Genomic DNA, 23,687 nt, shown 5'->3' with positions numbered 1-23,687 from the left:
TTTTATGAGGATGACGTTTTTCCTGAAACTCGTCGAAGTGACCTTGTCACTTTTTTTTAATCCCGCGTTGCACACGTGTGCAATGCGCTCCGAAAGCGAGGTAGAGAGGTTATGCAGCCACATCGGCAGGCGTCCTGTTTCCTGGATGACCAAGCGCTGCAAGCGCGCTATGCATGTGCGAAAGCGTTGGCCATGGAGGCGGCGCAACGGGCTCTGGGGCCATACCACCAGCGCGATCAACTTGTTGTCGGTCACAAGGGTGATGAGCTTCAGGATCTGGTCAGCGCTGTAGACAAGGATGTAGAAGCATTCATCAAAACGCGCCTGGCAGAGCTTTTTCCCGAAGATGGTTTTCTGGGAGAAGAAACCGGCGGTGCGGCGCTGAATGCCCGTTGCATCTGGGTCGTGGATCCTGTCGACGGCACAAGTTGCTTCGTCAACGGGCTACATAGCTGGTGCGTCTCCATCGGTCTGTTGGTGGATGGCCAGCCCTGGCTTGGCGCAGTCGCCGACGCGGTGCATGACGAGTTGTTTCATGCCCTTGTCGGGCAGGGTGCCTGGGTCAATGATCAGCGTCTTTGCGTGCACAGTGCGGTGGATGTCCGGCACGGTGTCATGGGCGTCGGTACTTCGCATCGTCGTGGCAAGGAGCATTTCATCCCGTTCGTTTCACAGTTGCTGGAGCAGGGAGGCACCTTCATTCGAAATGGATCAGGGGCATTGATGATTGCCTACGTCGCAGCCGGACGGCTTATCGGTTACTACGAAACGCACATCAATAGCTGGGATTGTCTGGCGGGGTTGGTCCTGGTGAGCGAGGCGGGTGGCGTCGCCAACGATTTCCTGCGCAACGACGGCCTGGTCAATGGCAACTCGCTTTTGGTGGCCGCCCCTCGAATCTACGAGCAGGTGGCCTCAATGATAGGTGTATCGCTGGAAGATTAATTAACCCACCCTCTCACCAAGCACGTACAGCAAGCACAATAACAATAGGAACTGTCGGCTATGAAATCACTACTCAGTCTGCTCAAGGCAGCGCCTGCGCGTGCGCAGGACCCCACACTGGATTCCAAAGCGTTCAAGCGCTTGCGTCTGCAAACCCTGCTCTCAATGTCGCTGAGCTATGCCCTGTTTTATGTTTGTCGTTTGTCCTTCAACGTTGTCAAACCGGCGCTGGTGTCGCAGGACATCCTTAGTCCCAGCGAACTCGGCGTGATCGGCTCGGCGCTTTTTTTCACCTATGCGGTCGGTAAGCTGGTCAACGGCTTTCTGGCCGACTACGCGAACGTTCGTCGCTGCATGATGCTGGGGCTGGCACTCAGTGCGCTGGTCAACGTTTGCATGGGGCTGACCACCAATGCGGTGGTGCTGACGCTGGCCTGGGGTATCAATGGCTGGGCTCAATCGATGGGGGTGGGGCCTTGTGTGGTCTCGCTGGCCAGGTGGTACAGCGATCGCGAGCGCGGCACTTACTATGGCTTCTGGTCTATCGCTCATAACCTGGGTGAGGCGCTGACCTACATCGCCGTGGCGGCGGTGGTGGTTTCCTGGGGCTGGCAGTACGGCTACTGGCTCGCGACGGCCATGGGCATCCTGGGGATCATCCTGGTATTCGGCTTCATGCGGGATTCTCCTGAGAGCGAGGGTTTTGCGCCGGTCAATTCCAAGCCTCAACTCAAGGCCGCCGAAGGCGTGTCCAGCGTCACCTCCACGCAGTGGCTGCTGCTCAAGAGTCCGGCTCTGTGGCTGCTCGCCCTGGCATCCTGCCTGATGTACATCGGTCGCTATGCCATCAATTCCTGGGGCGTGTTCTTTCTGGAGAACGCCAAGCACTACGACACCCTGAGTGCCTCGACGCTGATATCGATCACCAGTGTCTGCGGGATAGTCGGCACCGGCTTGAGCGGCTTTGTCTCCGACCGCTTTTTCTCGGGTCGCCGCCATGGCATGGCCATTGCCCTTGGCCTCATGAACGCTGCAGGTCTGGCGCTGATCCTGTACGTGCCGGCTGATCATTACTGGCTGGACGTTCTGGGCATGATGATTTTCGGCAGTTCACTCGGGGCCTTGCTGTGCTTTCTCGGAGGGTTGATGGCGGTGGACATTGCGGGCAAGGCAGCCGCAGGCGCAGCGTTGGGCATGATTGGTATCGTCAGTTACACAGGTGCCGCCGCCGGTGAAATGCTGACAGGAATCATCATTCAACACAGCACCACCCTCACAGCCTCAGGCACCAAACTCTACGACTTTCATACCCTCTCGCAGTTCTGGGTAGGTGCATCGCTTGCATCGGTCTTGTTCACCTGCCTGCTCGCAAGAGTTTCTGCAACGCGACGCGGCAACGCTCAGCACTCGCCCCTGCACACACACTCCTGACGCCCTGTAGTTGACGCCTCCCGGCGCCAGTCGCCGGGATGGGCAAACTCATGCCTGAAAAACGAGAACAACAAAATGAAACGCACGTTAATCGGGGTTTCCCGTTCCAGTCTGGTTGCAGCATTGAGCACTATCATCCTGCTGCCCACCGCTTATGCCGAAGGGTTTGTCGACGATGCAAAGGTTGGGCTTACCTTGCGCAACTTTTACATGAGTCGAGATTTTGTCGACAACGGCGCGTCCAAGGTACTTCCTGGTCCCACCAAAAGGGGAGCCGCGATCGAATGGACTCAGAGCTTCATCCTCGATGCCCGATCCGGCTTTACTGCCGGTACTGTGGGATTCGGTGTGGATGCGCTGGGCATGTATGCGCTCAAGCTGGATGGGGGGCGTGGCACCTATGGCACCCAACTGCTACCCACTCATGATGGTTATCGACCTGCTGATGATTTCGGCCGCCTGGCGATTGCTGGCAAGGCGCGCTTTTCAAGCACTGAGTTGAAGGTGGGGGAGTGGATGCCCGTGCTGCCCATCTTGCGTGCCGACGATGGCCGGTCCCTGCCACAGACGCTGGAAGGTGCTCAGCTCACCTCAAAGGACATCCCCAACATGACCTTGTATGCGGGACAGTTTCAGGGCAACAGTCAGCGCAACGACGCCAGCATGGAAAAGCTGTCGCAAAACGGTGTTGGCGTATCGCTCCATGGCAAGAACAGCATCGAGTCTGACCATTTCAATTTTGTCGGGGCGGAATACGGATTCAACGAAAAACGCACGATGGTTGGTGCCTGGTATGCCCAACTCGAAGATATCTACCATCAACAATTCTTCCAGCTCATTCACTCTCAACCCATTGGCGGTGTCGTTCTGGGTGCCAATCTCGTGTATTTCAATGGGCAAGAAGACGGCTCGGCGCGGGCCGGCAATCAGGACAATCGCACGATGTCGGGTCTGTTCTCGCTCAAGGCAGGCGCCAATGTGTTTTATGTGGGGCTGCAACGACTGACGGGAGACAGTGCCTGGCAACGGGTGGCGGGCGCCAGTGGCGCCACGGTCGCCAATGACAGCTATGGGTCAAGCTACGACAACGCCGGTGAGCGGTCCTGGCAAGTACGGCATGACTACGATTTCGCTGCGCAGGGCGTGCCCGGGCTTACGCTGATGAATCGCTATATCAAGGGCACTCATGCTCATACCGGCAGTGTGACCGACGGCAAGGAGGCTGGTCGAGAATCGGAAGTCGGCTACGTGGTGCAGAGTGGCAGCTTCAAATCGTTGTACGTACGCTGGCGCAATGCGACGGTGCGCCGGGATTACGGAAACACCAACAGCTTCAACGAGAACCGGTTGATCATTTCCTACCCGTTGTCGATTTTTTAGCGCTTCAAGGGCCCTTGCCGAGCAGCAACATGGTTGGGGCCGGTAGCGAATCCCAAGCTTCCGCCTATTCAGTACCCGTGCTTCGATACCTTTTGAGCCGTCCTCGTTTTTCACGCGATGGAGCTTAAGGGGCAGCTTGATATAGGACATAAGGCCAACACGTACCGAAAAGGTCAGGAATTGCACTCGGTTTTTGCGACCGCCCCCCCAAGCTTGACGCCTATTCCCGGCCACCCGTTCGCTTATCCGTTAGTTTCCTTCTACATTAAAGAGGTGCACACGGAGCCAACAGCAAATGAAGACTTTGAAGTATTATGAGAAAAATCGACACGCCACATGGTTGGAGTTGTTTTTTGACCTGATCTTTGTTGTTGTAATTGGCAAGGTGACGCATATTCTCGGAGATGTTCATCAAGGCCACTTTGAGCATGAGCAATTATGGACATTTGTACTGCTTTTTGTTCCATTATGGTGGGTCTGGTCTAGTCACACGATTTACGCCAACAGGTTTGATACAGACAGTAATTCTCACCGTTTGGCAACATTATTTGTAATGTTGCTGCTCATTGTGCTGTCTGCGCTGATAGGGGATGAACCAGAAGTAAACTATCCGCTTATTATTGCCTGTTATTTTGGTATACGTGTCGTCATCAGTATTATGTACATTTCATCCAGACGTAAACTTAATGGCCGTGGCGAATTCTCCTCCAGGCTTGGCTTTGCCCTGTTAGTTAGCGCAGTTGTTACTCTTTCATCTATTCTTTTTGACCCGCCTATGCGTTACCTTGTCGCTTACTTTGGGATTTTTCTCGATATTCTCCTCCCTGTATTTGTTGGGAGTAAACTAAAGCCGTTGCCAGCACATACAGACCACTTGGTTGAACGACTGGGCTTGCTCACCCTCATCTTATTGGGCGAGTCAGTATTTAGTCTTTCTGCAGGGTTATCTAACATTCAATGGGGTCTTTATAATGTGATGACGGCAATCACCGGATTTATCATGATTTGCAGTATCTGGTGGATATATTTCGACAGCTTTTACCTGCTGAGCAAAAATGAAAGCAGTATGACTGGACACTCCTTAATCTACTCGCACCTTTTTCTATTTATGGGGCTAGCACTCCTCGCCAATTTGATCAGGCATGCGATCCTGAATGACATTGCGATACGCGATTTCCAGATTATGTCAATCATCGGCATGGCCTTGTTTTTCCTGGGCAAGCAATATGGCTATTTCATAGCCGTGCCTAAAATAAGGAAATATATAATACAAAACACTTTGATCGTGTTCTCTTTGGGTGCGTTGGTTATATTCCTACCCCGCGTCGAGTACATATTGGTCGGCCTGACAGCAACCATGATCTGTTATGTTTTCCTGAATTTCAGATATCGTGGAATGTTTATTAGGCCATAAGTTGGGGGCGCCCGCGAAACCCCGCAGACAAAATCGAACAACCCGCCCGCGAGCATGGAAAAGGGGATTGATCAATTTTCCAATCCAATTGCCCTAAAAAGTGATCAGGCAGCTGACCTGCGGCTTACGCGCTGCCCACTACGTCATTCTCAGTGTCCGTGGGCCACTCGCCGCTACCCTTTGTCTCTTTGGGTTTGTAATCCTGGGATCGACGACCATAGTTAAGAGTCCGGTGTCCCTTGTGGCTATCGCGATCTGACAGCACTGGATAGCGGCACAGACAACCACGATTACGCTTGCCACCGGTCCGATAGTGCTAACCGTGCGCTACCGCTGCACACCGCCAAGGCATCGATCGAACAGCTCTCGGGCGGGCGGCTAATGCTTGGTGTCTCCTCGGGCGACAGACCAGATTGCCGCCAGCCTCGGGGCACACGTCATCGCGACGACAAGGCGGCGCAACCACGACTTCGAGCATGACCCTACGGTGCTCGACTACACATCTGAGGATGTGGTCAAAGCCATCAAGCGGTGCAGCAGGTTAACCCTCCTCACCAACAGCTTATGCGTGAGGAGCGAGGCGCAAGGATCCGCTTAATCCACTGAAGGAAATCGAAAATGATGCTCGATTGGAACACCTACCATCAACAGCTGCTCGCCACGATTGGCGACATGGCCAAGCTCAGCCCAGACACCGTTCACGGTTATGGCCAGTTAAGCGAAGCCGGCACGAAAACCGGACGACTGGATGCCAAGACACGCGAGTTGATAGCGCTCGCCGTGTCTGTCACTCGTCAATGCGACGGCTGTATCACCGTGCACACGGAAGCGGCGATCAAACATGGGGCAACCCGGGAAGAAATCATGGAGGCGCTGGGCGTGGCCATCACCGTGAATGCCGGTGCCACCCTGGTTTACTCAGCGCGAGTCCTGGATGCCTACACCGCTAAAACAACCTAGCAGCGGCAGCACACTCAACGGCGGCAGGCAATGGCTACTGACTGAGGGCGAGGCCGGGCGGCTGAAGCCGATCATTGACAAGACCTTCCCCTTCGAGCAGATCGTCGAGGCGCACCGTTACGTGGAATCGAACCAGCAGTTCGGCAAGATCGTCGTCACCGTATCCCGGTAGAGGCAGTTCGTGAAAGACCAGGGGAGGGCAGAGTCGCCTTTCCCAAGATTACGGAAATGACTCGGCTCTGATCTCTCGGATAATTTCGATAGGAGGTAAACCTCATGCCCGTATCCACCGAATCTGCAGCGCAACAAGGCGCTATGCCGCAAACGTCCAGGGAGTTGCTGTTTCAACCCGTCAAACTAGGGCGCTACGAGCTTCCGCACCGGATGGTCATGGCTCCCTTGACCCGCTCGCGCGCCGGCCAGCCGGGCAATGTCCCGACGCCACTCAATGCCTGCTATTACGCGCAACGGGCTTCAGCCGCCCTGATCATCAGCGAGGCGACCCAGGTCTCGATGCAGGGCCAGGGCTACGCCTGGACCCCGGGTATCCATAGCCGCGAACAGGTCGAGGGCTGGCGACGGGTCAGCGACGCCGTGCACGAAGCCGGCGGTTTGATTTTTATGCAGCTCTGGCATGTCGGCCGCATTTCTCATCCGGCGCTGCAACCCGATGGCATGCTGCCGGTCGCGCCCTCGGCGCTCAAACCGAGCGGTGAGGCGTTTATCGAGAACGAGAACGGCGAGGGCGAGCTGGTGCCCTTCGTCACCCCGCGGGCTTTGCAGATCGAGGAGATGCCCTACCTCGTTCGGCAATTCGAGCGCGCGGCCAGGAATGCGCTGAGCGCCGGCGTCGACGGCATCGAGGTGCACGGCGCCAACGGCTACCTGCTCGACCAGTTCATCAATTCCGGCACCAACCAGCGCAGCGACTGCTACGGTGGGCAGATCGAAAACCGCGCACGGCTGCTCCTGGAAGTGGTCGAGGCGGCCTGCGAAATCTGTGGGCCGGACCGCGTCGGCGTGCGCCTATCGCCGCTCGGCACCTTCAACGACATCAGCGACGACAATCGGGAGGCGACCTTCGGTTACCTCGCCGAAAAGCTGAGCGACTACAAGCTCGCCTATCTGCACCTGGTCAACCCGGCAATCGCCGCGCTTGAGCAGGGCCTTCCTCCCACCCCTGAGGCCATGCGGATGCTGGCGCTGATGCGGGAAAAATACCGTGGCACGCTGATCCTCGCCGGCGGCTTCGACCACGACACGGCTGAGGCCTGGCTGCAACGGGGCAAGGCAGACTTGATCGCCTTCGGCCGCAAGTTCCTGGCTAATCCCGACCTGCCGGAACGCTTTCGCACGCGCGTGTCCCTCAATGCCGAGGATCAATCCACCTTCTACGGCGGCGGCGCCAAGGGCTATACCGACTACCCATCCCTGACCAAGGAGCGCTGCGAGGAAGCGAAACCCTGCGTCGATGAGAGTTGGCGCTAGTCCGCAAGCCGCTCGAGAACCAAGGAGCAGCCAGAATGATGCTCGAATGGAACGGGAACGATTACACGCTGTTCGAGCTGACCGGTGACCCGCACCGCTGGAGCTGGGCGGCAAATCGGCGAATATCGCGTCGTGCTTACTGGAAAGCATGGCGCATGATGATGTAGGCGTAACAACAGGAGGCACGTCATGGTCAAAGTAGCGTTGTTCGTTCGTCTGGAAGCAAAACCCGGGAAAGAGAAAGAGGTAGAGAGCTTTCTCTTGAGTGGCCTTCCAATGGTAGAGGAAGAGCCGGCCACTACGGCTTGGTTTGGAATCCGCTTGGGCCCGTCCACCTTTGGCATCTTTGATGCCTTCCCGGATGAAGCAGGCCGGCAGGCTCATCTTTCGGGCAAGGTCGCAGCGGCGCTTATGGCGAAGGCTGGCGAGCTGTTTGCCAAACCGCCGTCAATCGAGAAGGTTGACGTCCTTGCGGCCAAGCTACCCGGCTAAGCAAGCCCAACAAGGCCCCCAATCAACGTCACCGGTATGGAGCCGGACGCAGCACCGAAACCCACCAAAGCGCTGACCCCGGTGTCGCTGGACGATCACAGCCAGATGTTCAGCAGTTGGCTGTGGCAGGGCACCGGCAGCCTGAACGTTAAACGGTTGCGCGCATGGCTCAACGCATTGCCCAGTCAGTCGCCCGGCCGCGTCATGCGGCAGGACTGACGACCGCGCGGTAGCCGGCTCCTCGGTTGCGCACCATCAGCAGCGCCAATCCCAGTACCGAGACGAGGGCACCGACCAGCCCCATGTAGGAAACGCCAACGGTACTGATGGTCACCCCACCCAATACCGAGCCCAAGGCGATGCCGAAGTTGAAACCGGCGATGTTCAGGCCGGCCGCCACGCCATAGGCGTGCGGCGCATGCTGTTCGGCGATGCCGATCAGGCGGGCCTGCAAGGCCGGCACGGCAGCGAAGGTGAATAGGCCCAGCAACGCGACAAGTACGCCCATGGCAAGCGCCGAGGAGGCGAAAGCCCACACGCCCAGCGCAACGAAGGCGATACCGCTGATCACGATCACGCTTGAACGATCCACTCCGATCCGGTCGGTCATCTTGCCGCCAATCACGTTGCCAATCGCGGCGAGCACGCCATAGATCAGCATGAAGATGCTGACCGTGGCGCCACTGACGTGGGTGACGTCCGTGAGCAGCGGCGCGATGTAGGTATACGCGGTGAATGAGCCGGCATAGCCCAGCACCGTGACGAGCGCAGCAACCAGCAAGGTCGGATGGAAGATCGCCTTCACCGCCTGCCCGACCGAGTCGGCTCCAATGTGCCCTTGTTGCTTGGGCGGCTCCTTCATGCCCAGCAGCAGTCCCAGGAAGCCCAGTGCGCCGAACGCCGCGATCGCGCCGAGCACCGAATGCCAGGAGATCACGCCCCCAAGGTAGGTGCTGATCGGCACGCCAATCGCCATGGCAATGGTGAACCCGCCAAACACCACAGCCACGGCACTGCCGGCCTTCTTCGGCCCTACGAGACGTGCCGCGGTGCTCGAAGCCACGGCGAGGAACAGGCCGTGGCCCATACCGGCCACAAAGCGCGCAATCAGCAGTGTTGACAGGTTGGTGGCGATTGCCGCGAGCAGGCTGCCGACAGTGAAGACCAATACTGTCACCAGCATGACTTGCTTGCGTGACCATCCGGCGGTCAAGGCTGTCAGGACGGGCGCCGCGAAGGTCGCCCCCAATGCGTACAGGGTCACGGCGCTACCGGCCTGTTCGATGCTGATGTCCAAGCTTTGCGCCATGACCTCGGTCAGGCCTATGGGCACAAACTCGGCAAGGCCCAGCGCGAAGGCACTGAGCGTAAAGATGTACACGATGAGTGGCATGAGAATCGCTCTCGATCTTCGGGAAAGAACAGCCTTGGGCCGCAGTGCCGTGAATCGTAAAGAAGGTCTATGGATATGAGGAATTATCATTTAATGGTCTATGGATAAAAAATTTTATGGCTGACATACTTTTTTCATGCAGATCGACTTGCGAACGGCGGTCCGGAGCCGAACAGGTCGCTATCTCCACCAGAACCTTCCGGAGGACGTCGCCAGCAGCGGCGTGACACTATCCATGAGCCATCTTGATCATCTGCGCACATTTATCGAGGCTTACCGGCTGCAGTCGTTCTCACGGGCGGCAGAATCTCTTGGCATGACACAACCTGCGGCATCCCTGCACATCCAGGCGCTGGAAGCCTTTGTGGCCAAGCCGTTATTCGTACGTCGTGCCCGTGGCGTCACGCCGACGGAAGCGGCTGACGAGCTGGCGCGAGCGATCGGCCCGATGATCGACGGGCTGGAGATGAGGATGGCCTCATACCGTCTGGGCGGTGAGATGGGTGGCACCGTGCATATCGCCGGGCCTTCCGACTTCATTTATTCCAAGATCGCGGCGGGATTGGCACCGCTGATGGCGCAGGGATTTCAGATCCGCGTGCACACGGGAAACCGCGACCGCATCTACAGCCTCCTCAATGCCTCGACTGCGGACCTGGCCATCACCGCCTCCATGCCGAATGAGCATTCGCACGGATTCGCCAGGCTGTGGACCGAGCGTTTTTTGCTTGTCCTCGCTCCGGAGATGGCCAAGCAATTGGGCAAGCGTCCTACTGCGCAAAGGCTGGCGAAGCTCCCGCTTATCGCGTTCGATGAAGACCTGCCGCTGATTCGGCCGGTGTGGACCGCGCTGTTTCAGTTTGCGCCAACACTGCAGGCCGCGCTCACAATCGCCGACCTGCGCATCATTCAAGACCTGGTCGTGAAGGGGCACGGATGGAGCGTTTTACCGGATTACCAGTGCGCCGAGGCGCTGGAATCAGGACTGTTGGTGTCGATCACTTCGCGTCAAGACGCCCCCACCAACAACCTGTATCTGGTTTGGCAAAAAACCGTTATGCGCAATCCACGCATCGTCCATGTGCGCGACTTCATTCTGGGAATGTTCGGTAGCGACACATAAGAGCGTATTGTCGGCCGCTGCTCAAACAACAAGTAAGCGGACTGGCCTGTTAGACCCCATTGTGTGTCCGGGGCCGAGCGGCCAGTTGCGAGCGGGGCGTCAAGGTGGCCAAGGCAACCGCCACGATGAAGAGCGCCGGCACGTCACCTGCCAAGTGCCCCATTTGCCCCGGCTGGGTCACCGCCTGGACGGTCATGATTCCTGCGTGTACGGCGCTAGACCACGCGGTGAACCAGATCAGGCTCAGATTGGCTAATGGATCACGTGCGGCCAGGATCAAGAACACGCCAAGTGTGGCGTAGATGCCAACGATCATCATCGGGTAGTCCGAGTGACCGACGTGCCAGGCCCAGCCGGACGGCCAGAACAACATAAGTGGGTAGAGAGCAAGGCTCGCGAGCCCAGCCAACACTAGAACGACACGCAAATACCTGAGGCGATCGACTACGGTCATGGCGGACTCCTCTTTGGGCCTGACTCTAATTTGACCTCAAGTGGGGTGATAACACCCTCACGGGCTTGGTGGATAACATTCCTTGTTCTGTCGTCTAGCCCTGACTAGACCGGGCATTGACAGTCGGGTGTCTGCTGAAGGGGGTTATACGCCATCGACGCAAAAGCCCAATCTGCTCAAATAGTTCCGGCAGCAGACCAAGCATAGCTACTCATTAGCTATCGCTCCGTCCACCGGCTGCTTTTGGCCGTTTTCTGCCTGTAGCGAAGGGCAGTTACCGACCCATAGTGGCCAGTCGGCAGCTAGCAGGTGAAATCCACTGAGAGGACGCTAGAGAGCATCCGTCATCAAGCTATTTTCAATATGCCTCACCTTCATCTCCTTCAATACTGCCTGCGAGTGCTTTCGCAATTTCCTTGGCCTTAATGATTGCCGCATCGCTGTAGACGAAGGAAATCATCCCCCTGCGATAATCAAAGAGATACTGTTGCTGTGTTAGTGGAGACGTCCAAGTTGCTGAGTTTTTCCCGCTGGAAACAATGGATTCACCGGTGACGGGATTTTTGCGAGCAAACTCGTTTTCAAGCTTCATTGATGGATCACTTGCGCAAAGTGATTGCCATTCTTCAAGAGCTATTTCCATTGGTCTGACAATATGAAGTTCGTAGGCCATAGGTGTACCGGCTCCTGACTTTTGGCTGTATGTGACGAGTTTGTGAGACACCTGAATGTCAGTGATGGCTGAGGCTAGCGACTGACGGCAGAGGTGTCCAGTGACTCTTCTTGGCCGTTTTTGGCTGTCACCAAGGACAGCCATCAACCCACAGCCGCGCGCAACCGGTTGACCGTTATGTTCTGTGGCATTAACAATCGTAACTTTCATACTGAATGCGTAAGACTTATGCGTTACGACGAACTAGCCTGTTTGACGGAAATTTACCTCGAAGATAGCTACGTGCTCGCAATCGAAGAGGGACAGTCAACCTTGGTATTTAACATGGATTTGGTGCTTCTAGAGTCGCACCCGTTTTACAAAAAACCAAGCGCAGGTGAACACTACTGCTATCAAAGGGCCGACATTCTGTTCCGTGAAACGGAGTGCGTGAGCTGGCAGAAGAGAAGCGATCTCGTTTCAGTAGATGAAGACGGCGAGGTTGATTTCGGGAACATAGATACGTTCGTGGCGGACGGTCGCAACTACATGCTTTCCGGAGATTGGGGGGCTGTATCGGTGACGTGCGACGCGCTCATGGTGAAATTCCACCTTGATTGATGCTTAAGGCTGTTGTCACTAAGGTGAATGAGTGCTTGCGACCCAAAGGAGACGGTGGTGGCCATGTGGGCTGTGGACACGGTCTCAGCTCCAATGTAAGCAATGAGGCTAGCGCGCAGGCCCTGCAAATGTGGTGTCCATCGTGTGTCGGTCGTAATCCAGCAGGTATGTATGATGCAGACGATACAGCTGTGAAAGCAGATCTTTGTTGGGGCCGACCACATCCATACCTCTGTCGTCGTAGGGAAAAACCATGACGTGCTTCTTCAAATTGAAGAGATATAAAACACAGTTGGGTTTAGGCTGAATTTCGGCAAAGTCTCTAGCCAAAGCACACCAAAGAAATGCTTGAAGCAGAGTCGCAGGCGCTTCAAATGCGATGTTGATCCAATACTCCGGCTCACTTTCGCAAAACCATTCCTCCGGATCTATCTCCTCACTCCAGACTGAGAATTCCGTGGGTATGTCAATGCCGGCAGATCGAAGAGCGTGAATCAGAGGCCGATGAGCAAATCGGTTGCTGCCAGAATGAGCAGACAAGCAACAAGCGTCGCGTCATCAAGAAAGATATCACTGCAGATCTTTGTTGATTTTCGTATTGCTGTTAGAAATTGCTCAATCACTCCACCAGTCTCAGAGAGCTCAAAACGCAGACCTCCTGGATAGGAATAGAAAAGTGGCCTGGCAAATGCTTTACCCCCAAAGATCCTCTCAATTTCAAGTTGTAGATTCATTTGATCCCTTCATGGCAGGTTTCAGTCAGCCCTATCAGATTGCTCAAGCCCTTGCACCAGTGTCGTAAAAATGTTGGACGCAATATGCTCGCCCTTTGAGTGCGTTTAGCTTGCAGTTCTTAGCTATACAAAAAGACGCATCTAATCCGCCGTGATTCTCAACCATACGCTCTATTATCAAGGATTTTATACCGACCGACTCCCAGCCCTTTGGCGAACTCAACTTCAACGCATACAGGGTTTGGTATTTGTCCCATTCATCCGTTCGCCAAAACTGACCACAATCAAGGCACTGCAATAGTTTGATCCATTGGCCTATCTCAAGGCAGCGTAAACCAGCGACAAACTCCGCATAGTTATGACCAATCTCTACGAGGTCGCCCCGACTGCCACAACTGCAATGCATTGCTTCACTCCTAATACTGAGCTTTTTACTAGACTCGATCGTCCGTGCCTGGCCGATCTCTGCGTGTTGCGAGGGGTAGTAAACGACCCAAGGCGCCCTTGTTACATCATTGGCGGAAGAAGAATGGTACTTGTTATCTGATCTGAAATATTTCAGAAATTGCATTCATGGCCTTCTTGCCGTCAGATTCATAAAGGCCATGTAGTAACTTCTGATCGCTGAGACGGTGCAGACGGAAATGGTTGTAAAAAGCCTGACCCAACCGCTGGTTCTCGAATGCACCTCTGTCCCAAAGCGCTAAGAACTCATCGTAGGTCGCTCTCTCAATTTCCGGTCTTATTCTACTTTCCAATGCAAACCTCAATTGATTGTGAGTGCTGGCAGGATCCTACAAAACCAAAACTGCTGGTGCAAGGCACCTCAATCTGGGTGACCGCTCCTGGCCGTTTCCGTCCATTGGCAACCGGCTGAAATCGACCCGATGGCAGCCTGTCACTCGGAACTGCACAAAATTCAGGTCAGGTTTCAGCGCGCGCTGAGCCACTCGCTTCGTGTGATCTCCCAGACTTCGACCTGCATGGGCCCCGAGACAAAATGCCCGTCCCGCGTCCCTATCATCCGCATGCCTTCATGTTGGGATACCTTGCGCGAAGCGTGGTTGGCGACAGCCTTGGGCACCTGCATGACTGGACGTAACAATGTCGCGAACCAGTACGCGTTGACGACCTCGCAAGCTTCGCGCATATAGCCGTTGCCCTGCCACAGAGGCGCGAGCCAGAACCCCCTATGGTTACCTGGCTGGTCATACAGGCTGATGCTTCCGATGCTGCGCTCAGGTTGCGCGCGCGTGCGAATCATCCAGTGCCACTCTTCTCCCCTGGCCATGGCGGGAAGAGCGACATCGCGCACGTAAACCAGCGCACCATCCTGCGGGTAGGGCCATGGCACACGGCTGTCAAGGTAGCGGACCACTTCCCATTGGGGAAACAGCTGTTGTATAGCGGCTGCATCAGTCATTCGCAGCGGCGTGAGGATAAGACGGCTGGTGTATAGCGTCGGGGGGCAATCCATCGCATGAAATCCTTGGCAAGAGTTGTTGCAGATTGGATCAGCACTTTCCTAAAGCAATCGTGCCTTTGTCGCGTGTCTACACTTGGCCGATTTCTGCCTGCCGTGGGGGCAGCAGCCACCCAAAGCGGACAGATCGACCCAGAACTTGAGTCGATCTATCAATGCCGGTCAGAAACGCCAGTCCTCAGCGTGAACGACACGACAGAATGGGCCCGCCAGGGTTGCATTGTGATGAGCGACGATACTTTCAGCCTTCAATGCGGGAGTGTCGGTGCAGGTATGACCATCGGCGATCAGCACTGCGTCGAATCCAAGATCTCGTGCGGCGCGGCAGGTGCTGTCGACACAATACTGGGTCTTCATTCCCGCAATAACCACGCCTCGAGATCCACAAGCCTTTAGTCGATCGGCCAGATCAGTCATGGCGAAAGCGTTAGGTCGGCTTTTGTTGAAAATCACTTCGTCGCCTTGCAGCAACAGTTCCTGCACCAGTTGCGCCAACGGGCTTCCAGGTTCGATAGGCGAGCCGGGCGGCCCCACGTGGCGAGCAAGAAAAATTGGCGCGCCTGCCCTGCGGGCTTTATTCAACAGACTATTCAACGTATTCAGCAGCGCCTCACCAGCCCATGGTTCATCCGGGCCATGAAACAATCCAACCTGCATATCGAGAATCAACAGTGCATGCATAGTGCTTTTCCTTGCGTTTGGACCAGCGACACAAGGGCAAAAGAAAAGGCCCTTTCCATCACTGGCGGGCCTTTGAAGTTCGTGCGTTATTAGCTCACGACACCTCTCACGACCCGCCTCGGGCGGTCGTAGTCGTGGTGGTGGTCGTGGCAATGCGTAGCTGATTCATAAGCGGACAGTATCTGCACGGTGCCTGGTTGGCAAGGGGACAAGATCTACGCGATGGCTACTTCTTGTATTGCTCATTGAGGTCCGCTTCTGGCCGTTTTCTGCCTATCACGACAAGCCGAAACCGACCAGAAGCTGCCGGTAGCGCAGGAAAATAAATGAGTCCCCTTTTCTGGTTCGAAGGCATACGATTAAAAGTAAGGCAGTCTACATACAAGCTACAGCGCCGCCACGGTGACACCACGCCGGATGCGGTCATCAGACCGGGAGGTGTTACTTGAAGTGCACAACTGATATGCCCGCTAGCGTCATCACGACACTTACCTACCTGGTCAAGCACGATGCGAAGCCCTATGTGCATACCGAGGCTCTGACCGGTAACAGTGAACCGCACTACTTTGCTGAGCAGGAGGAGCGCGAGGTCACGATACACAACGGTCGTCCGTTGGCAGACAGCCTTTCTCTGGACAAGCAGGGGTTTGAACTCCATCGGCGGGATACGGTGGTCGACGACCTCTACGACGATACCTCAGTGGAAAGCGTCTACTATGACGAGGTCAAGGCCTTGATCAAGGAGTTGACGGGCGCGAGCCGGGTCGTCATCTTCGACCACACTAGGCGCAGCGACGCCGAGCGGCGGGATATTCGCGGCCCAGCCAGCCGTGTGCATAATGACTACACCGAGCGCTCGGGGCCTGAGCGTATCCGCGACGTGCTGGGCAGCGATCAGGCCGCCGCACTGGCAGCGGTGTCGATGGCCCAGATCAACCTCTGGCGCCCGATGAGTGGACCCGTCAAGCGCTCGCCGCTGGCCGTGCTGGACGCCTCGACGCTCGACCCCAATGACCTGCTGGCCACCGACCTGGTCTATCCGGATCGTATCGGTGAGATCTACCACCTGGCCTACAATCCGCACCAGCGCTGGTACTATTTTCCGGACATGCGCCGTGACGAAGTCTTGCTGATCAAGGGGTATGACTCGCGTCATGACGGCCGTGCCCGCTTCACGCCCCATACCGCCTTCCAGGACCCCAATACGCCGCCGGGAGCCCCGCCGCGCGAGAGTATCGAAGTTCGCACCCTGGCCTTCTTTGATTAGGTTGTGGCCACCTGGCGTGGGCCTCACCCGTGCGGCGCTTGACCTCTCCCGCGTTCTACCAGGCGACCATCCGTTCCCAGTCGATTCCAGCCCCACTGATGGATCTGTAGCCGTTACGAGTGATGGCTGCTCGCAAACGTAAAAACAGCGAAGTTGCGAAGTGGCGACCCCTGATGAAGTCGCCACGTTTCGTCTGCCTGATCAGTTACCCACTGGCATCGGCAGGTTGATACCCTCTTTTTTCAGGACGTCACGCACGTACTGGAATTTCTGGTATTGCGACAGCTCGATCGGCCCGTCATAACCCATGCTTTGCAGTTTGCGCGGTGGGTAATCCGCGTAGGTTTTCATCAATTTGATGATTGCGCTCGTGATCGGCACCATCGTCCAGGTACGCTCGGTGAAGTTGTTCATGAAGAGGTCATAACGTTCCTGCGGGTCTTGCCACAAGTCAAAGACTTGCGGAACAGTGGCCACATACTTTTCTGCGCCTTTCCATCCCAGGTTGGAGTCGACAGCCAGACCACCGGTTTGTGCACCATCATCGCCGCGCAGGTTGAACACGGCTTTGTAGTTTCCAACTCGGGCCGCACCCGGGGATAACTCGTTCTCGGTAAAGTAGAACCACTCCTTACGTGGAGACGGGCCAGTTCCAGTGAGCACTGGAGTCATATCGTAACTGTCGAAGATGATCGGCTGACCCTCGCGGTCTTTTTCCGGCAGCTTCACGCCAGCAACAGAGGCGAAGGTTGCCATCAAATCCAGGCCACCGAGAATCTCGTGATTTTTTGTGTCCGGCTTGATCTTGTCTGGCCAGACGGCAATGGCCGGTACCCGGTTACCCCCCTCACGCACGGTACCTTTGGTTCCCCGGAACGGCGTGTAGCCAGCATCCGGGTAAACATCCTGCCAGGCTCCGTTGTCAGTGGTGTAAACCACCAGAGTGTTCTTATCCAGCCCGAGCGCCTTGAGCTTGTCCATGATGCGTCCGATGTGGGTATCGAGTTCGACTATAGAATCGGCGTACTTGGACTTGGACATGGACTTATGAACGAACTCCGGGGCCGGCATGTTCGGCTGGTGGACTTTCATGAAGTTGACGTTGATGAAAAACGGCTTGTCCGATTTGGCCGCCGTGTCGAGAAACTCCAGTGCAGCTTTCTCAACGTAGTTGTCAAAGAACGGAATGCCGACCACGCCGGGTTTGCCGTCTACAACCGGCGTGTCCACGTACTGACCATTGACCTTGAATTCCTCGACCGGTTTTTCACCCGCCTTGCCGGACAATGCGCCCTTGGTCACCCGCTGAAACATCTCGCGGGTTTCCGGGTCCATGTCCGGGAACCAGGTCGGGTCAGCGTAGGTGTAGGCGTTGAGATGGTATAGCCCGACGTATTTCATCACGTCATAACCTTGCGCATTGGGCAGCGCATAATCGGCTTCGCCCAAATGCCATTTCCCGGTGAAATAGGTGTCATAGCCACCGGTTTTCAACACCGATGCCAATGTCCACTCGGCTGCAGGCAAGCCGCCGCCCTGGCCCTGGAACGCCACAGTGGTCATGCCGCTACGGTTGGGAATACGCCCGGTTTGCATGGCCGCCCGACCAGGTGTGCAGCTTGGCTGAGCATAAAAAGAGTAAAAAGTGACCCCTTCTGCCGCCAGCTGATCGATGCTGGGCGTCGGCATGCCTCGACCGACCCCACCGCCGTAAGGGCCCAGGTCGCCATAGCCGGTATCATCGGAGACGATAAACAGAATATTGGTTTTTTCCGTTTGAGCCGCGTGGGCGAGTCCGTTCAAAGACAAAAGCGCAGCAAACACTATAGACAGTTTGAAACGATCCGATAGCTGTTCCATATCAGAATTCCTCGTTGTTTCATGGTGTTGGCAACCGGGTGATGAGTGCACATCAATGTTGACCCATGGTGCATTGACCACCGAGCAATTAGCCTAGGTACTGCGTACAGAATCATTTCCCTCCCCCCTGTTACATGATCGTGCACTGTTTAAGGCGCAAGAAGGAGTCTAGTGCTGTTTTGGCAAGTGGACGGGGCGATTGCACTGTTCTGCCGGTATATGTAACGCCAGAATTACAACCGGATAAATACCCTTGGATACAATCGCCACCTATAACGCGACTTGATTCAAACTGACCGCGGGAAGTTCATCGAGTCGCGTGTGCAATATCGCCGCAGAAAATATCAGCGCTGCCATCCTCGGGTGAAGTACGCACGACAACTGAGTACTTGCCGGAAAGCAGGTCTGGCAAGGTTATTGGTGCGCTCCTGTAAAAGGTCCATCCACCGGTGCCTGCATTGGGCTCAGTGTTGACCTTATCGTTCATTGCGAACGCGGCTGGCCCGGGTTGCTGGCAGCTGCCCTTGTTGATGAAGGTGTAGAGGCGCGGCGGCAAGATGGTTCCGTCTGGAACGCCGGTTATGTAGAAATCAAAATTGGTTTGATTGCCTTCGCCAGTCAATGTAGTCGTGGCTGTATGACCAGGGTTTTTATGGGTCGCTGCCAAAGGAAGATTCATTGACTGGTGTGATGAACTGGAGCAGCCGAAGAGAGTAGCGGTAATGACGAGTGCCGACAGGGGGATACAGGGTTTCATTGCCAACCTCCAATAATGGAAGAAGTGCGGTGGGGGGACTATTGGGTATAGCTCAATAACATCGCATTGTTTTCTTGGGCCTCTATTTTTTTATTACCCCTTGAATCCCTGATCCTACGGTTTATGTATAAGCCATTGTGATTACCAATGCTCACGCGCTTGAGAACCAGTAAGTAAGTAGAGGGTTACGTCACTCGAATGCGAAAATCTTCTTCCAGTCTTTTTTATGCTGATCACCGTCCAGCCTTGTTGCTTGGGTATATAACGATTCGAACTTGATCCGTGTAAAAAACGGGACGCTCAGTGCCCCGTTTTTTATGGCGCAAGTATCAGCTTCCAGCGCGCCTGTTCAGCGCCTCTTCCTCTGCGACAATCTCTGCCTGGCGCCTGACGATCAAATCGCCCTTTGGCGGTCCCTGGAAGCGGCGGGCTTCGAAGCCGAACCAGACGATGGCGGTCAGCACCAGGAAGCCGATGGTGATGTACAACGCCCATTCGTTGGGTGGCTGGATGCCGATGACGAAGATGATCACCATCGAGAGGACCGAGAGCAGGGCGAACACCGTGTACCAGAATCGCCCCATGTTCCACGGCCCCATGGTGGGCCACTTCGAGGTGCCGTAGGTGAACAGGCCGAGCACGATGGGGATGATGAAGGAGAAGAACAGGAAGATCACCGTACAGGATACGACGATGGTGTAGACCGGCGTTTCACCGATCGATATCACCGACGATCCCCAGTCGAACAATACCGCGAGCGTGGCGCCGGTCCAGATCGCTGCGACCGGGCTGCGCAGGGTTGGCGAAACCGAGGACAGTGCCTTGGAGAAGGGCAGGCCGCCGTCACGGGAGAACGCGAAGATCATGCGCGAGACCGAGGTTACGGTCGCCAGTCCGCAAAGCACTTGCGAGATGAAAATGGCCACGTACAGCACCGTTTTTACGGTCGGGTTGACTTGGGTGTCCATCGCCCAGAAGAACACGGTCCAGCCATGCTTGGCTGCCTCGTCCATGCTCGGCAGCATCAGGACAAACGAGCAGAGCATGAGCCAGCCGAACAGCAGCGACCAGACCACTGAGGTGACCATGCCGCGTGGCACCGACATCGTCGCGTTATGTGTCTCTTCCGAGGTGTGCGCGGAGGCGTCGTAGCCGGTGATGGTGTAGATCGGCAACAGCAGGCCGAGCATGAACACCCAGCTGTTCGACACCTGCGGCCAGACGTTGCCGCCTGCCTCGCCGGAATAGTTGCTGAAGGTCCATAACCGGGCGAACTCATAACTGGGCGCCGATATCAGGCAAACGATGGTTAGCGCGAGCGCGGTGGCGAATATCAGGTACCCCGAGAAGTCGGTGAGTTTCGCAGTCAGGCCAATGCCCAGGTGGTTGCACAAGGCCTGGAGGCCCGTGAGGATCGCCAGGAAAATCACCCGTGTCGTGATGGTGTCTTCCATACCCAATGCCGGTCCGAAGGCGCCGAAAAAGAAGTAATACGTCCCGACGTTGATCGCGCCAAGCACGGTGATCAGACCCAACAGGTTGAACCAGGCCGTCAGCCAGCCGGTGAAGCGGTTACCAAGAATCGAGCCCCAGTGATAGAGGCCGCCAGCGGTGGGGTAGGCCGAGGAGATCTGCGCCATCGCCATGGCGAAGACCCCGGAGATCAGGCAACCGATTGGCCAGCCAATGCCGATGGACGCGCCGCCCGCGCCCGAGGTGCCTTGGGCAAGTGAGTTGATGCCACCCGAGAGGATGCAGATGATCGAAAAGGAAATGGCGAAGTTGGAGAAAACGCCCATGCGTCGCGAGAGCTGCTGGGCATAGCCCATGCTGTGCAGCACCTTGACGTCATCGTCGTGCGGGCTTGCTGGCTTCATGTCGTGTGCCCCTTCAGGTTTTGATACGCATCCATCCGGGGTCCCGGATGGCCTGGTCTTCAACCCCTTGTCGTACTGCTCCTTTTTGCAACCCTGTCCGCACGGCGACGGCTCTAGAGACGGCCGTGATACGCCGCGTCGAAAATCTGTGCGGCACCGGCCCGCGTCAATGGCAGCGGGTTGCCGCCGGCAGACGGATCGACAATCGCCATGTCCGCGATCAAGTCGGCTTGTCGATCATCCACGCCCAGTTCTATCAACGTGTGCGGCACACCGATGTCCTTGCGCAGCTTGAGAATGAAGGCCAGGAAGCTGTCGAAGCCGGGCGAGGGTAATCGCAGATAAGCCGCCAGGCGCGTGATGCGCTCTTCGATGGCCGGGCGATTGAACTTCAAGACATAGGGCATGAACGTGGCGTTGGTCATGCCGTGATGGGTGTCGTACAGCGCACCCACCGGATGCGACAGGGCATGCATCCCGCCCAGACCTTTCTGGAAAGCGGTGGCGCCCATCGCCGCGGCGGCGAGCATTTGCGCGCGTGCATCAAGGTCGGACGGCGTAAGAACCGCTCGCACCAGGGCATTGGCCACCAGACGTATGCCTTCCACCGCGATGCCGTCGGCCATCGGATGAAAACCCGGGGCGCAGTAGGATTCCAGGCAGTGCGCCAACGCATCCATGCCTGTGCCGGCGGTGACTTTTGCCGGCATGCCGACGGTCAGGGCCGGGTCGCTGATGACCACGCGCGGCATCATTTTCGGGTGAAAGATGATGCGCTTGGTGTGGGTTTGCTCGTCGATGATCACCGCCGCACGGCCCACTTCGGAACCGGTGCCCGCCGTCGTTGGCACGGCGATGACCGGGGCGATCCGGCTTTCGTCGGCGCGGGTCCAGTAGTCGCCGATGTCTTCGAAATCCCAGACCGGCCGGGTCTGGCCGCTCATGAAGGCGATGAGTTTGCCCATGTCCAGGCCGCTGCCCCCGCCGAACGCGACCACGCCATCGTGTTTGCCCGCGCGCCAGGCATCGAGCCCACCGGCCAGGTTGGCTTCGACGGGATTGGGCTTGAGGTCGCAAAACAGCGCGACACCCAGGCCGGCCGCGCGCAAGGCGTCGACCGCCGCGATGGTGATCGGAGCGCGTGCCAGACCGCTGTCGGTGACCAGCAACGGTCGCTGGATACCCTGGCTGCGACAGACTTCGGCCAGTTCGGCGATGCGGCCGACGCCGAAACGAATGCTCGTGGGGTAGTTCCAGTTTCCGGTCAGGCTCATGGCTCAGGTCTCGTGGCGAAGATGGAAGGATTTCGCTCGGGTCAGGTGTTCGTAGCCCAGGGACGACAGCGTGACGCCGCGCCCGCTGTGCTTCACCCCGGTCCAGGCGAGGGCCGGGTCCAGGTAATCGCAGCGGTTCATGAACACGGTGCCGGTGTCGATCTGGTCACCCAGGCGTTCGGCGGCAGCGAGGTCTTGGGTCCAGATGGACGCGCTCAGGCCGAATTCACTGTCGTTCATCAAGGCAATGGCTTCGTCGTCGCTGGCCACCGGCATGATGCCGACCACCGGACCAAAGCTTTCCTCGCGCATCACCGACATGTCATGGCTGACGTCGACCAATACCTGAGGCGCCATGTAGGCGCTGCCCGGCGCATCAAGGGGGAAGGCTTTCGGATCGATCAGGGCCTTGGCGCCTTTTGCCAGCGCATCGACGATCTGGCCACGGACGAATTCGGCGGCGCCCGGGTTCACCAGCGGACCGAGGGTGGTGGCTTGATCCAGTGGATTGCCCAGCACGTATTGATTGGTCAGGGCGACGAATCGCTCGACAAAGGCCGGGTAGATTTTCTGATCAACATAGATGCGTTCAACGGCGCAGCAGCTTTGCCCGGAGTTGAAGAAGCTGCCATCCACCAGGTTTTCTACTGCGTGTTCAAGGTTCGCGTCTGCGCGAACGTAGGCCGGGTCTTTGCCGCCGAGTTCCAGGCCGACGCCGATGAATCGCCCCGTGGCGGCGTTTTCCATGGCCTTACCGGCGGCAACCGAGCCGGTGAAGTTCACTTGCTGCACGCGTCCAGAGGCAATCATCGACGCGGTCTGCTGATGATCGAGCAGTAAATTTTGAAACAGGCCTTCGGGCAGATTGGCGCGGCGAAAGGCTTCGGCGAACCGTTCGCCCACCAGCAGCGTTTGCGAGGCGTGTTTGAGGATGACGCTGTTGCCGGCCATCAGCGCCGGAATGATCGTATTCACCGCCGTCAGGTAGGGGTAATTCCAGGGGGCGACGACCAACACCGTACCCAGCGGATCACGTTTGATATAGCGGCGAAACCCCGCGATCGGCGTGGGCTCTATCGTTGCCAGGACTTTGGGTGCGATGGCAATCATGTGCCGGGCGCGTTCTTCGAAACCGCGCAGTTCACCGGCGCCAAAACGCACCGGGCGACCCATCTGCCAGGCCAGCTCCGGCACGATCTCGTCCTTCATCGCCAGCATGGCGTCCGTGGCGGCGCTGCAAAACGCCGCGCGTTCGTTCAGTGGCCTGCGTTTCCATTGCGCCTGGGCGGCTGCGGCAGCCGTCAACGCCTGCTCGATCTGTACGGTATCGGCGCAATGGCGCTCGGCATAGACCCGGCCATCGACCGGTGAGATGAGTTGAATCATCGAAGTCATGATCGC

The 23,687-nt window shown here is 56.9% G+C and carries 25 protein-coding genes and 2 pseudogenes; 14 read left to right on the top strand and 13 right to left on the bottom strand.

What is annotated here, in order from left to right; translation table 11 throughout:
* Window positions 1–111: 111 nt before the first annotated feature.
* The 11 genes and pseudogenes from HNR03_RS24565 to HNR03_RS24515 all read left to right on the top strand — a co-directional run bounded on the left by HNR03_RS24565 (window position 112) and on the right by HNR03_RS24515 (window position 8,329).
* Window positions 112–945: an inositol monophosphatase gene (locus HNR03_RS24565; protein ID WP_222586648.1), complete on the top strand. Its 834-nt coding sequence runs from the start codon at window positions 112–114 to the stop codon at window positions 943–945.
* A gap of 60 nt (window positions 946–1,005) precedes the next feature.
* Complete coding sequence (locus HNR03_RS24560) at window positions 1,006–2,376, top strand: MFS transporter (protein WP_222586647.1); 1,371 nt, start codon at window positions 1,006–1,008, stop codon at window positions 2,374–2,376.
* A 75-nt stretch (window positions 2,377–2,451) separates the two neighbouring features.
* On the top strand, window positions 2,452–3,756 hold the full coding sequence (locus HNR03_RS24555; RefSeq protein ID WP_259156346.1) for an OprD family porin: 1,305 nt from the start codon (window positions 2,452–2,454) through the stop codon (window positions 3,754–3,756).
* Between the two features lie 295 nt (window positions 3,757–4,051).
* Entirely contained in the window at window positions 4,052–5,170 is a 1,119-nt protein-coding gene (locus tag HNR03_RS24550) for a low temperature requirement protein A (protein WP_259156343.1), read from the top strand.
* Between the two features lie 265 nt (window positions 5,171–5,435).
* Window positions 5,436–5,581, top strand: a pseudogene (locus HNR03_RS24545) (LLM class flavin-dependent oxidoreductase); the annotation flags it as partial.
* Between the two features lie 210 nt (window positions 5,582–5,791).
* On the top strand, window positions 5,792–6,130 hold the full coding sequence (locus tag HNR03_RS24540; RefSeq protein ID WP_222590486.1) for a carboxymuconolactone decarboxylase family protein: 339 nt from the start codon (window positions 5,792–5,794) through the stop codon (window positions 6,128–6,130).
* A 46-nt stretch (window positions 6,131–6,176) separates the two neighbouring features.
* Window positions 6,177–6,302: pseudogene (locus tag HNR03_RS32030) on the top strand (zinc-binding dehydrogenase); the annotation flags it as partial.
* Window positions 6,303–6,445: 143 nt separating this feature from the next.
* A complete protein-coding gene (locus tag HNR03_RS24530) occupies window positions 6,446–7,618 on the top strand; it encodes an alkene reductase (RefSeq protein ID WP_259156600.1) in 1,173 nt (390 codons plus the stop codon).
* A gap of 35 nt (window positions 7,619–7,653) precedes the next feature.
* Complete coding sequence (locus tag HNR03_RS24525) at window positions 7,654–7,785, top strand: hypothetical protein (RefSeq protein ID WP_259156339.1); 132 nt, start codon at window positions 7,654–7,656, stop codon at window positions 7,783–7,785.
* Between the two features lie 22 nt (window positions 7,786–7,807).
* Entirely contained in the window at window positions 7,808–8,110 is a 303-nt protein-coding gene (locus HNR03_RS24520; protein WP_222587575.1) for a putative quinol monooxygenase, read from the top strand.
* Between the two features lie 36 nt (window positions 8,111–8,146).
* On the top strand, window positions 8,147–8,329 hold the full coding sequence (locus tag HNR03_RS24515; RefSeq protein ID WP_259156334.1) for a hypothetical protein: 183 nt from the start codon (window positions 8,147–8,149) through the stop codon (window positions 8,327–8,329).
* On the opposite strand, the gene HNR03_RS24510 is transcribed toward HNR03_RS24515, so the two are convergent.
* Window positions 8,313–9,503, bottom strand: coding sequence for an MFS transporter (locus tag HNR03_RS24510; protein ID WP_259156333.1), 1,191 nt, complete (start codon window positions 9,501–9,503; stop codon window positions 8,313–8,315). The genes HNR03_RS24515 and HNR03_RS24510 overlap by 17 nt on opposite strands.
* A 235-nt stretch (window positions 9,504–9,738) precedes the next feature.
* On the opposite strand from HNR03_RS24510, the gene HNR03_RS24505 reads away from it, so the two are divergent.
* On the top strand, window positions 9,739–10,626 hold the full coding sequence (locus HNR03_RS24505; RefSeq protein WP_259156331.1) for a LysR family transcriptional regulator: 888 nt from the start codon (window positions 9,739–9,741) through the stop codon (window positions 10,624–10,626).
* 49 nt (window positions 10,627–10,675) lie between these two features.
* Here HNR03_RS24505 and HNR03_RS24500 read toward each other — a convergent pair whose 3' ends face one another.
* Both HNR03_RS24500 and HNR03_RS24495 read right to left on the bottom strand, forming a co-directional pair.
* Window positions 10,676–11,080, bottom strand: a complete 405-nt coding sequence (locus HNR03_RS24500) for a DUF6632 domain-containing protein (RefSeq protein ID WP_259156329.1) — start codon at window positions 11,078–11,080, stop codon at window positions 10,676–10,678.
* Window positions 11,081–11,438: 358 nt separating this feature from the next.
* Window positions 11,439–11,753: a hypothetical protein gene (locus HNR03_RS24495; RefSeq protein WP_259156327.1), complete on the bottom strand. Its 315-nt coding sequence runs from the start codon at window positions 11,751–11,753 to the stop codon at window positions 11,439–11,441.
* 228 nt (window positions 11,754–11,981) lie between these two features.
* Between HNR03_RS24495 and HNR03_RS24490 the strand changes: the two genes are divergently transcribed.
* Entirely contained in the window at window positions 11,982–12,353 is a 372-nt protein-coding gene (locus HNR03_RS24490; RefSeq protein ID WP_259156325.1) for a hypothetical protein, read from the top strand.
* A 108-nt stretch (window positions 12,354–12,461) separates the two neighbouring features.
* On the opposite strand, the gene HNR03_RS24485 is transcribed toward HNR03_RS24490, so the two are convergent.
* From HNR03_RS24485 to HNR03_RS24465, 5 genes are all read right to left on the bottom strand, one after another.
* Entirely contained in the window at window positions 12,462–12,581 is a 120-nt protein-coding gene (locus HNR03_RS24485; protein ID WP_259156598.1) for a DUF3885 domain-containing protein, read from the bottom strand.
* Window positions 12,582–12,847: 266 nt separating this feature from the next.
* Window positions 12,848–13,087, bottom strand: coding sequence for a hypothetical protein (locus HNR03_RS24480; RefSeq protein WP_259156323.1), 240 nt, complete (start codon window positions 13,085–13,087; stop codon window positions 12,848–12,850).
* 539 nt (window positions 13,088–13,626) lie between these two features.
* Window positions 13,627–13,845, bottom strand: coding sequence for a hypothetical protein (locus tag HNR03_RS24475; RefSeq protein WP_259156318.1), 219 nt, complete (start codon window positions 13,843–13,845; stop codon window positions 13,627–13,629).
* A gap of 173 nt (window positions 13,846–14,018) precedes the next feature.
* The gene (locus tag HNR03_RS24470) at window positions 14,019–14,564 is read right to left on the bottom strand and encodes a GNAT family N-acetyltransferase (RefSeq protein WP_259156316.1); all 546 of its coding nucleotides are present in this window, start codon (window positions 14,562–14,564) and stop codon (window positions 14,019–14,021) included.
* A gap of 168 nt (window positions 14,565–14,732) precedes the next feature.
* The gene (locus HNR03_RS24465) at window positions 14,733–15,251 is read right to left on the bottom strand and encodes an isochorismatase family protein (protein WP_259156314.1); all 519 of its coding nucleotides are present in this window, start codon (window positions 15,249–15,251) and stop codon (window positions 14,733–14,735) included.
* A gap of 445 nt (window positions 15,252–15,696) precedes the next feature.
* Here HNR03_RS24465 and HNR03_RS24460 point away from each other — a divergent pair, with 445 nt between their 5' ends.
* Complete coding sequence (locus tag HNR03_RS24460; protein WP_259156312.1) at window positions 15,697–16,518, top strand: CmcJ/NvfI family oxidoreductase; 822 nt, start codon at window positions 15,697–15,699, stop codon at window positions 16,516–16,518.
* Between the two features lie 201 nt (window positions 16,519–16,719).
* On the opposite strand, the gene HNR03_RS24455 is transcribed toward HNR03_RS24460, so the two are convergent.
* From HNR03_RS24455 to HNR03_RS24435, 5 genes are all read right to left on the bottom strand, one after another.
* On the bottom strand, window positions 16,720–18,378 hold the full coding sequence (locus HNR03_RS24455) for an arylsulfatase (protein ID WP_259156308.1): 1,659 nt from the start codon (window positions 18,376–18,378) through the stop codon (window positions 16,720–16,722).
* Between the two features lie 307 nt (window positions 18,379–18,685).
* Window positions 18,686–19,135, bottom strand: coding sequence for a hypothetical protein (locus HNR03_RS24450; protein WP_259156306.1), 450 nt, complete (start codon window positions 19,133–19,135; stop codon window positions 18,686–18,688).
* 329 nt (window positions 19,136–19,464) lie between these two features.
* Window positions 19,465–21,012, bottom strand: coding sequence for an amino acid permease (locus HNR03_RS24445; RefSeq protein ID WP_259156304.1), 1,548 nt, complete (start codon window positions 21,010–21,012; stop codon window positions 19,465–19,467).
* Window positions 21,013–21,125: 113 nt separating this feature from the next.
* Entirely contained in the window at window positions 21,126–22,286 is a 1,161-nt protein-coding gene (locus tag HNR03_RS24440) for an iron-containing alcohol dehydrogenase (protein WP_222587567.1), read from the bottom strand.
* A gap of 3 nt (window positions 22,287–22,289) precedes the next feature.
* Window positions 22,290–23,681 (bottom strand): aldehyde dehydrogenase family protein, encoded by a 1,392-nt coding sequence (locus HNR03_RS24435; protein WP_259156301.1) that lies wholly within the window; start codon window positions 23,679–23,681, stop codon window positions 22,290–22,292.
* Window positions 23,682–23,687 lie beyond the last annotated feature (6 nt).

This window comes from Pseudomonas sp. JAI111 (assembly GCF_024809425.1).
GTDB lineage: Bacteria > Pseudomonadota > Gammaproteobacteria > Pseudomonadales > Pseudomonadaceae > Aquipseudomonas.
This window is presented reverse-complemented; position numbering and strand designations above follow the sequence as displayed.

What these genes read in the sequence shown, in the direction of transcription:
- HNR03_RS24565 (WP_222586648.1), top strand. Translation starts at nt 112, where the DNA reads ATGCAGCCACATCGGCAGGCGTCCTGTTTCCTGGATGACCAAGCGCTG.
- HNR03_RS24560 (WP_222586647.1), top strand. Translation starts at nt 1,006, where the DNA reads ATGAAATCACTACTCAGTCTGCTCAAGGCAGCGCCTGCGCGTGCGCAG.
- HNR03_RS24555 (WP_259156346.1), top strand. Translation starts at nt 2,452, where the DNA reads ATGAAACGCACGTTAATCGGGGTTTCCCGTTCCAGTCTGGTTGCAGCA.
- HNR03_RS24550 (WP_259156343.1), top strand. Translation starts at nt 4,052, where the DNA reads ATGAAGACTTTGAAGTATTATGAGAAAAATCGACACGCCACATGGTTG.
- HNR03_RS24540 (WP_222590486.1), top strand. Translation starts at nt 5,792, where the DNA reads ATGCTCGATTGGAACACCTACCATCAACAGCTGCTCGCCACGATTGGC.
- HNR03_RS24530 (WP_259156600.1), top strand. Translation starts at nt 6,446, where the DNA reads ATGCCGCAAACGTCCAGGGAGTTGCTGTTTCAACCCGTCAAACTAGGG.
- HNR03_RS24525 (WP_259156339.1), top strand. Translation starts at nt 7,654, where the DNA reads ATGATGCTCGAATGGAACGGGAACGATTACACGCTGTTCGAGCTGACC.
- HNR03_RS24520 (WP_222587575.1), top strand. Translation starts at nt 7,808, where the DNA reads ATGGTCAAAGTAGCGTTGTTCGTTCGTCTGGAAGCAAAACCCGGGAAA.
- HNR03_RS24515 (WP_259156334.1), top strand. Translation starts at nt 8,147, where the DNA reads ATGGAGCCGGACGCAGCACCGAAACCCACCAAAGCGCTGACCCCGGTG.
- HNR03_RS24510 (WP_259156333.1), bottom strand. Translation starts at nt 9,503, where the DNA reads ATGCCACTCATCGTGTACATCTTTACGCTCAGTGCCTTCGCGCTGGGC.
- HNR03_RS24505 (WP_259156331.1), top strand. Translation starts at nt 9,739, where the DNA reads ATGAGCCATCTTGATCATCTGCGCACATTTATCGAGGCTTACCGGCTG.
- HNR03_RS24500 (WP_259156329.1), bottom strand. Translation starts at nt 11,080, where the DNA reads ATGACCGTAGTCGATCGCCTCAGGTATTTGCGTGTCGTTCTAGTGTTG.
- HNR03_RS24495 (WP_259156327.1), bottom strand. Translation starts at nt 11,753, where the DNA reads ATGGCCTACGAACTTCATATTGTCAGACCAATGGAAATAGCTCTTGAA.
- HNR03_RS24490 (WP_259156325.1), top strand. Translation starts at nt 11,982, where the DNA reads ATGCGTTACGACGAACTAGCCTGTTTGACGGAAATTTACCTCGAAGAT.
- HNR03_RS24485 (WP_259156598.1), bottom strand. Translation starts at nt 12,581, where the DNA reads ATGGATGTGGTCGGCCCCAACAAAGATCTGCTTTCACAGCTGTATCGT.
- HNR03_RS24480 (WP_259156323.1), bottom strand. Translation starts at nt 13,087, where the DNA reads ATGAATCTACAACTTGAAATTGAGAGGATCTTTGGGGGTAAAGCATTT.
- HNR03_RS24470 (WP_259156316.1), bottom strand. Translation starts at nt 14,564, where the DNA reads ATGGATTGCCCCCCGACGCTATACACCAGCCGTCTTATCCTCACGCCG.
- HNR03_RS24465 (WP_259156314.1), bottom strand. Translation starts at nt 15,251, where the DNA reads ATGCATGCACTGTTGATTCTCGATATGCAGGTTGGATTGTTTCATGGC.
- HNR03_RS24455 (WP_259156308.1), bottom strand. Translation starts at nt 18,378, where the DNA reads ATGGAACAGCTATCGGATCGTTTCAAACTGTCTATAGTGTTTGCTGCG.
- HNR03_RS24450 (WP_259156306.1), bottom strand. Translation starts at nt 19,135, where the DNA reads ATGAAACCCTGTATCCCCCTGTCGGCACTCGTCATTACCGCTACTCTC.
- HNR03_RS24445 (WP_259156304.1), bottom strand. Translation starts at nt 21,012, where the DNA reads ATGAAGCCAGCAAGCCCGCACGACGATGACGTCAAGGTGCTGCACAGC.
- HNR03_RS24440 (WP_222587567.1), bottom strand. Translation starts at nt 22,286, where the DNA reads ATGAGCCTGACCGGAAACTGGAACTACCCCACGAGCATTCGTTTCGGC.
- HNR03_RS24435 (WP_259156301.1), bottom strand. Translation starts at nt 23,681, where the DNA reads ATGACTTCGATGATTCAACTCATCTCACCGGTCGATGGCCGGGTCTAT.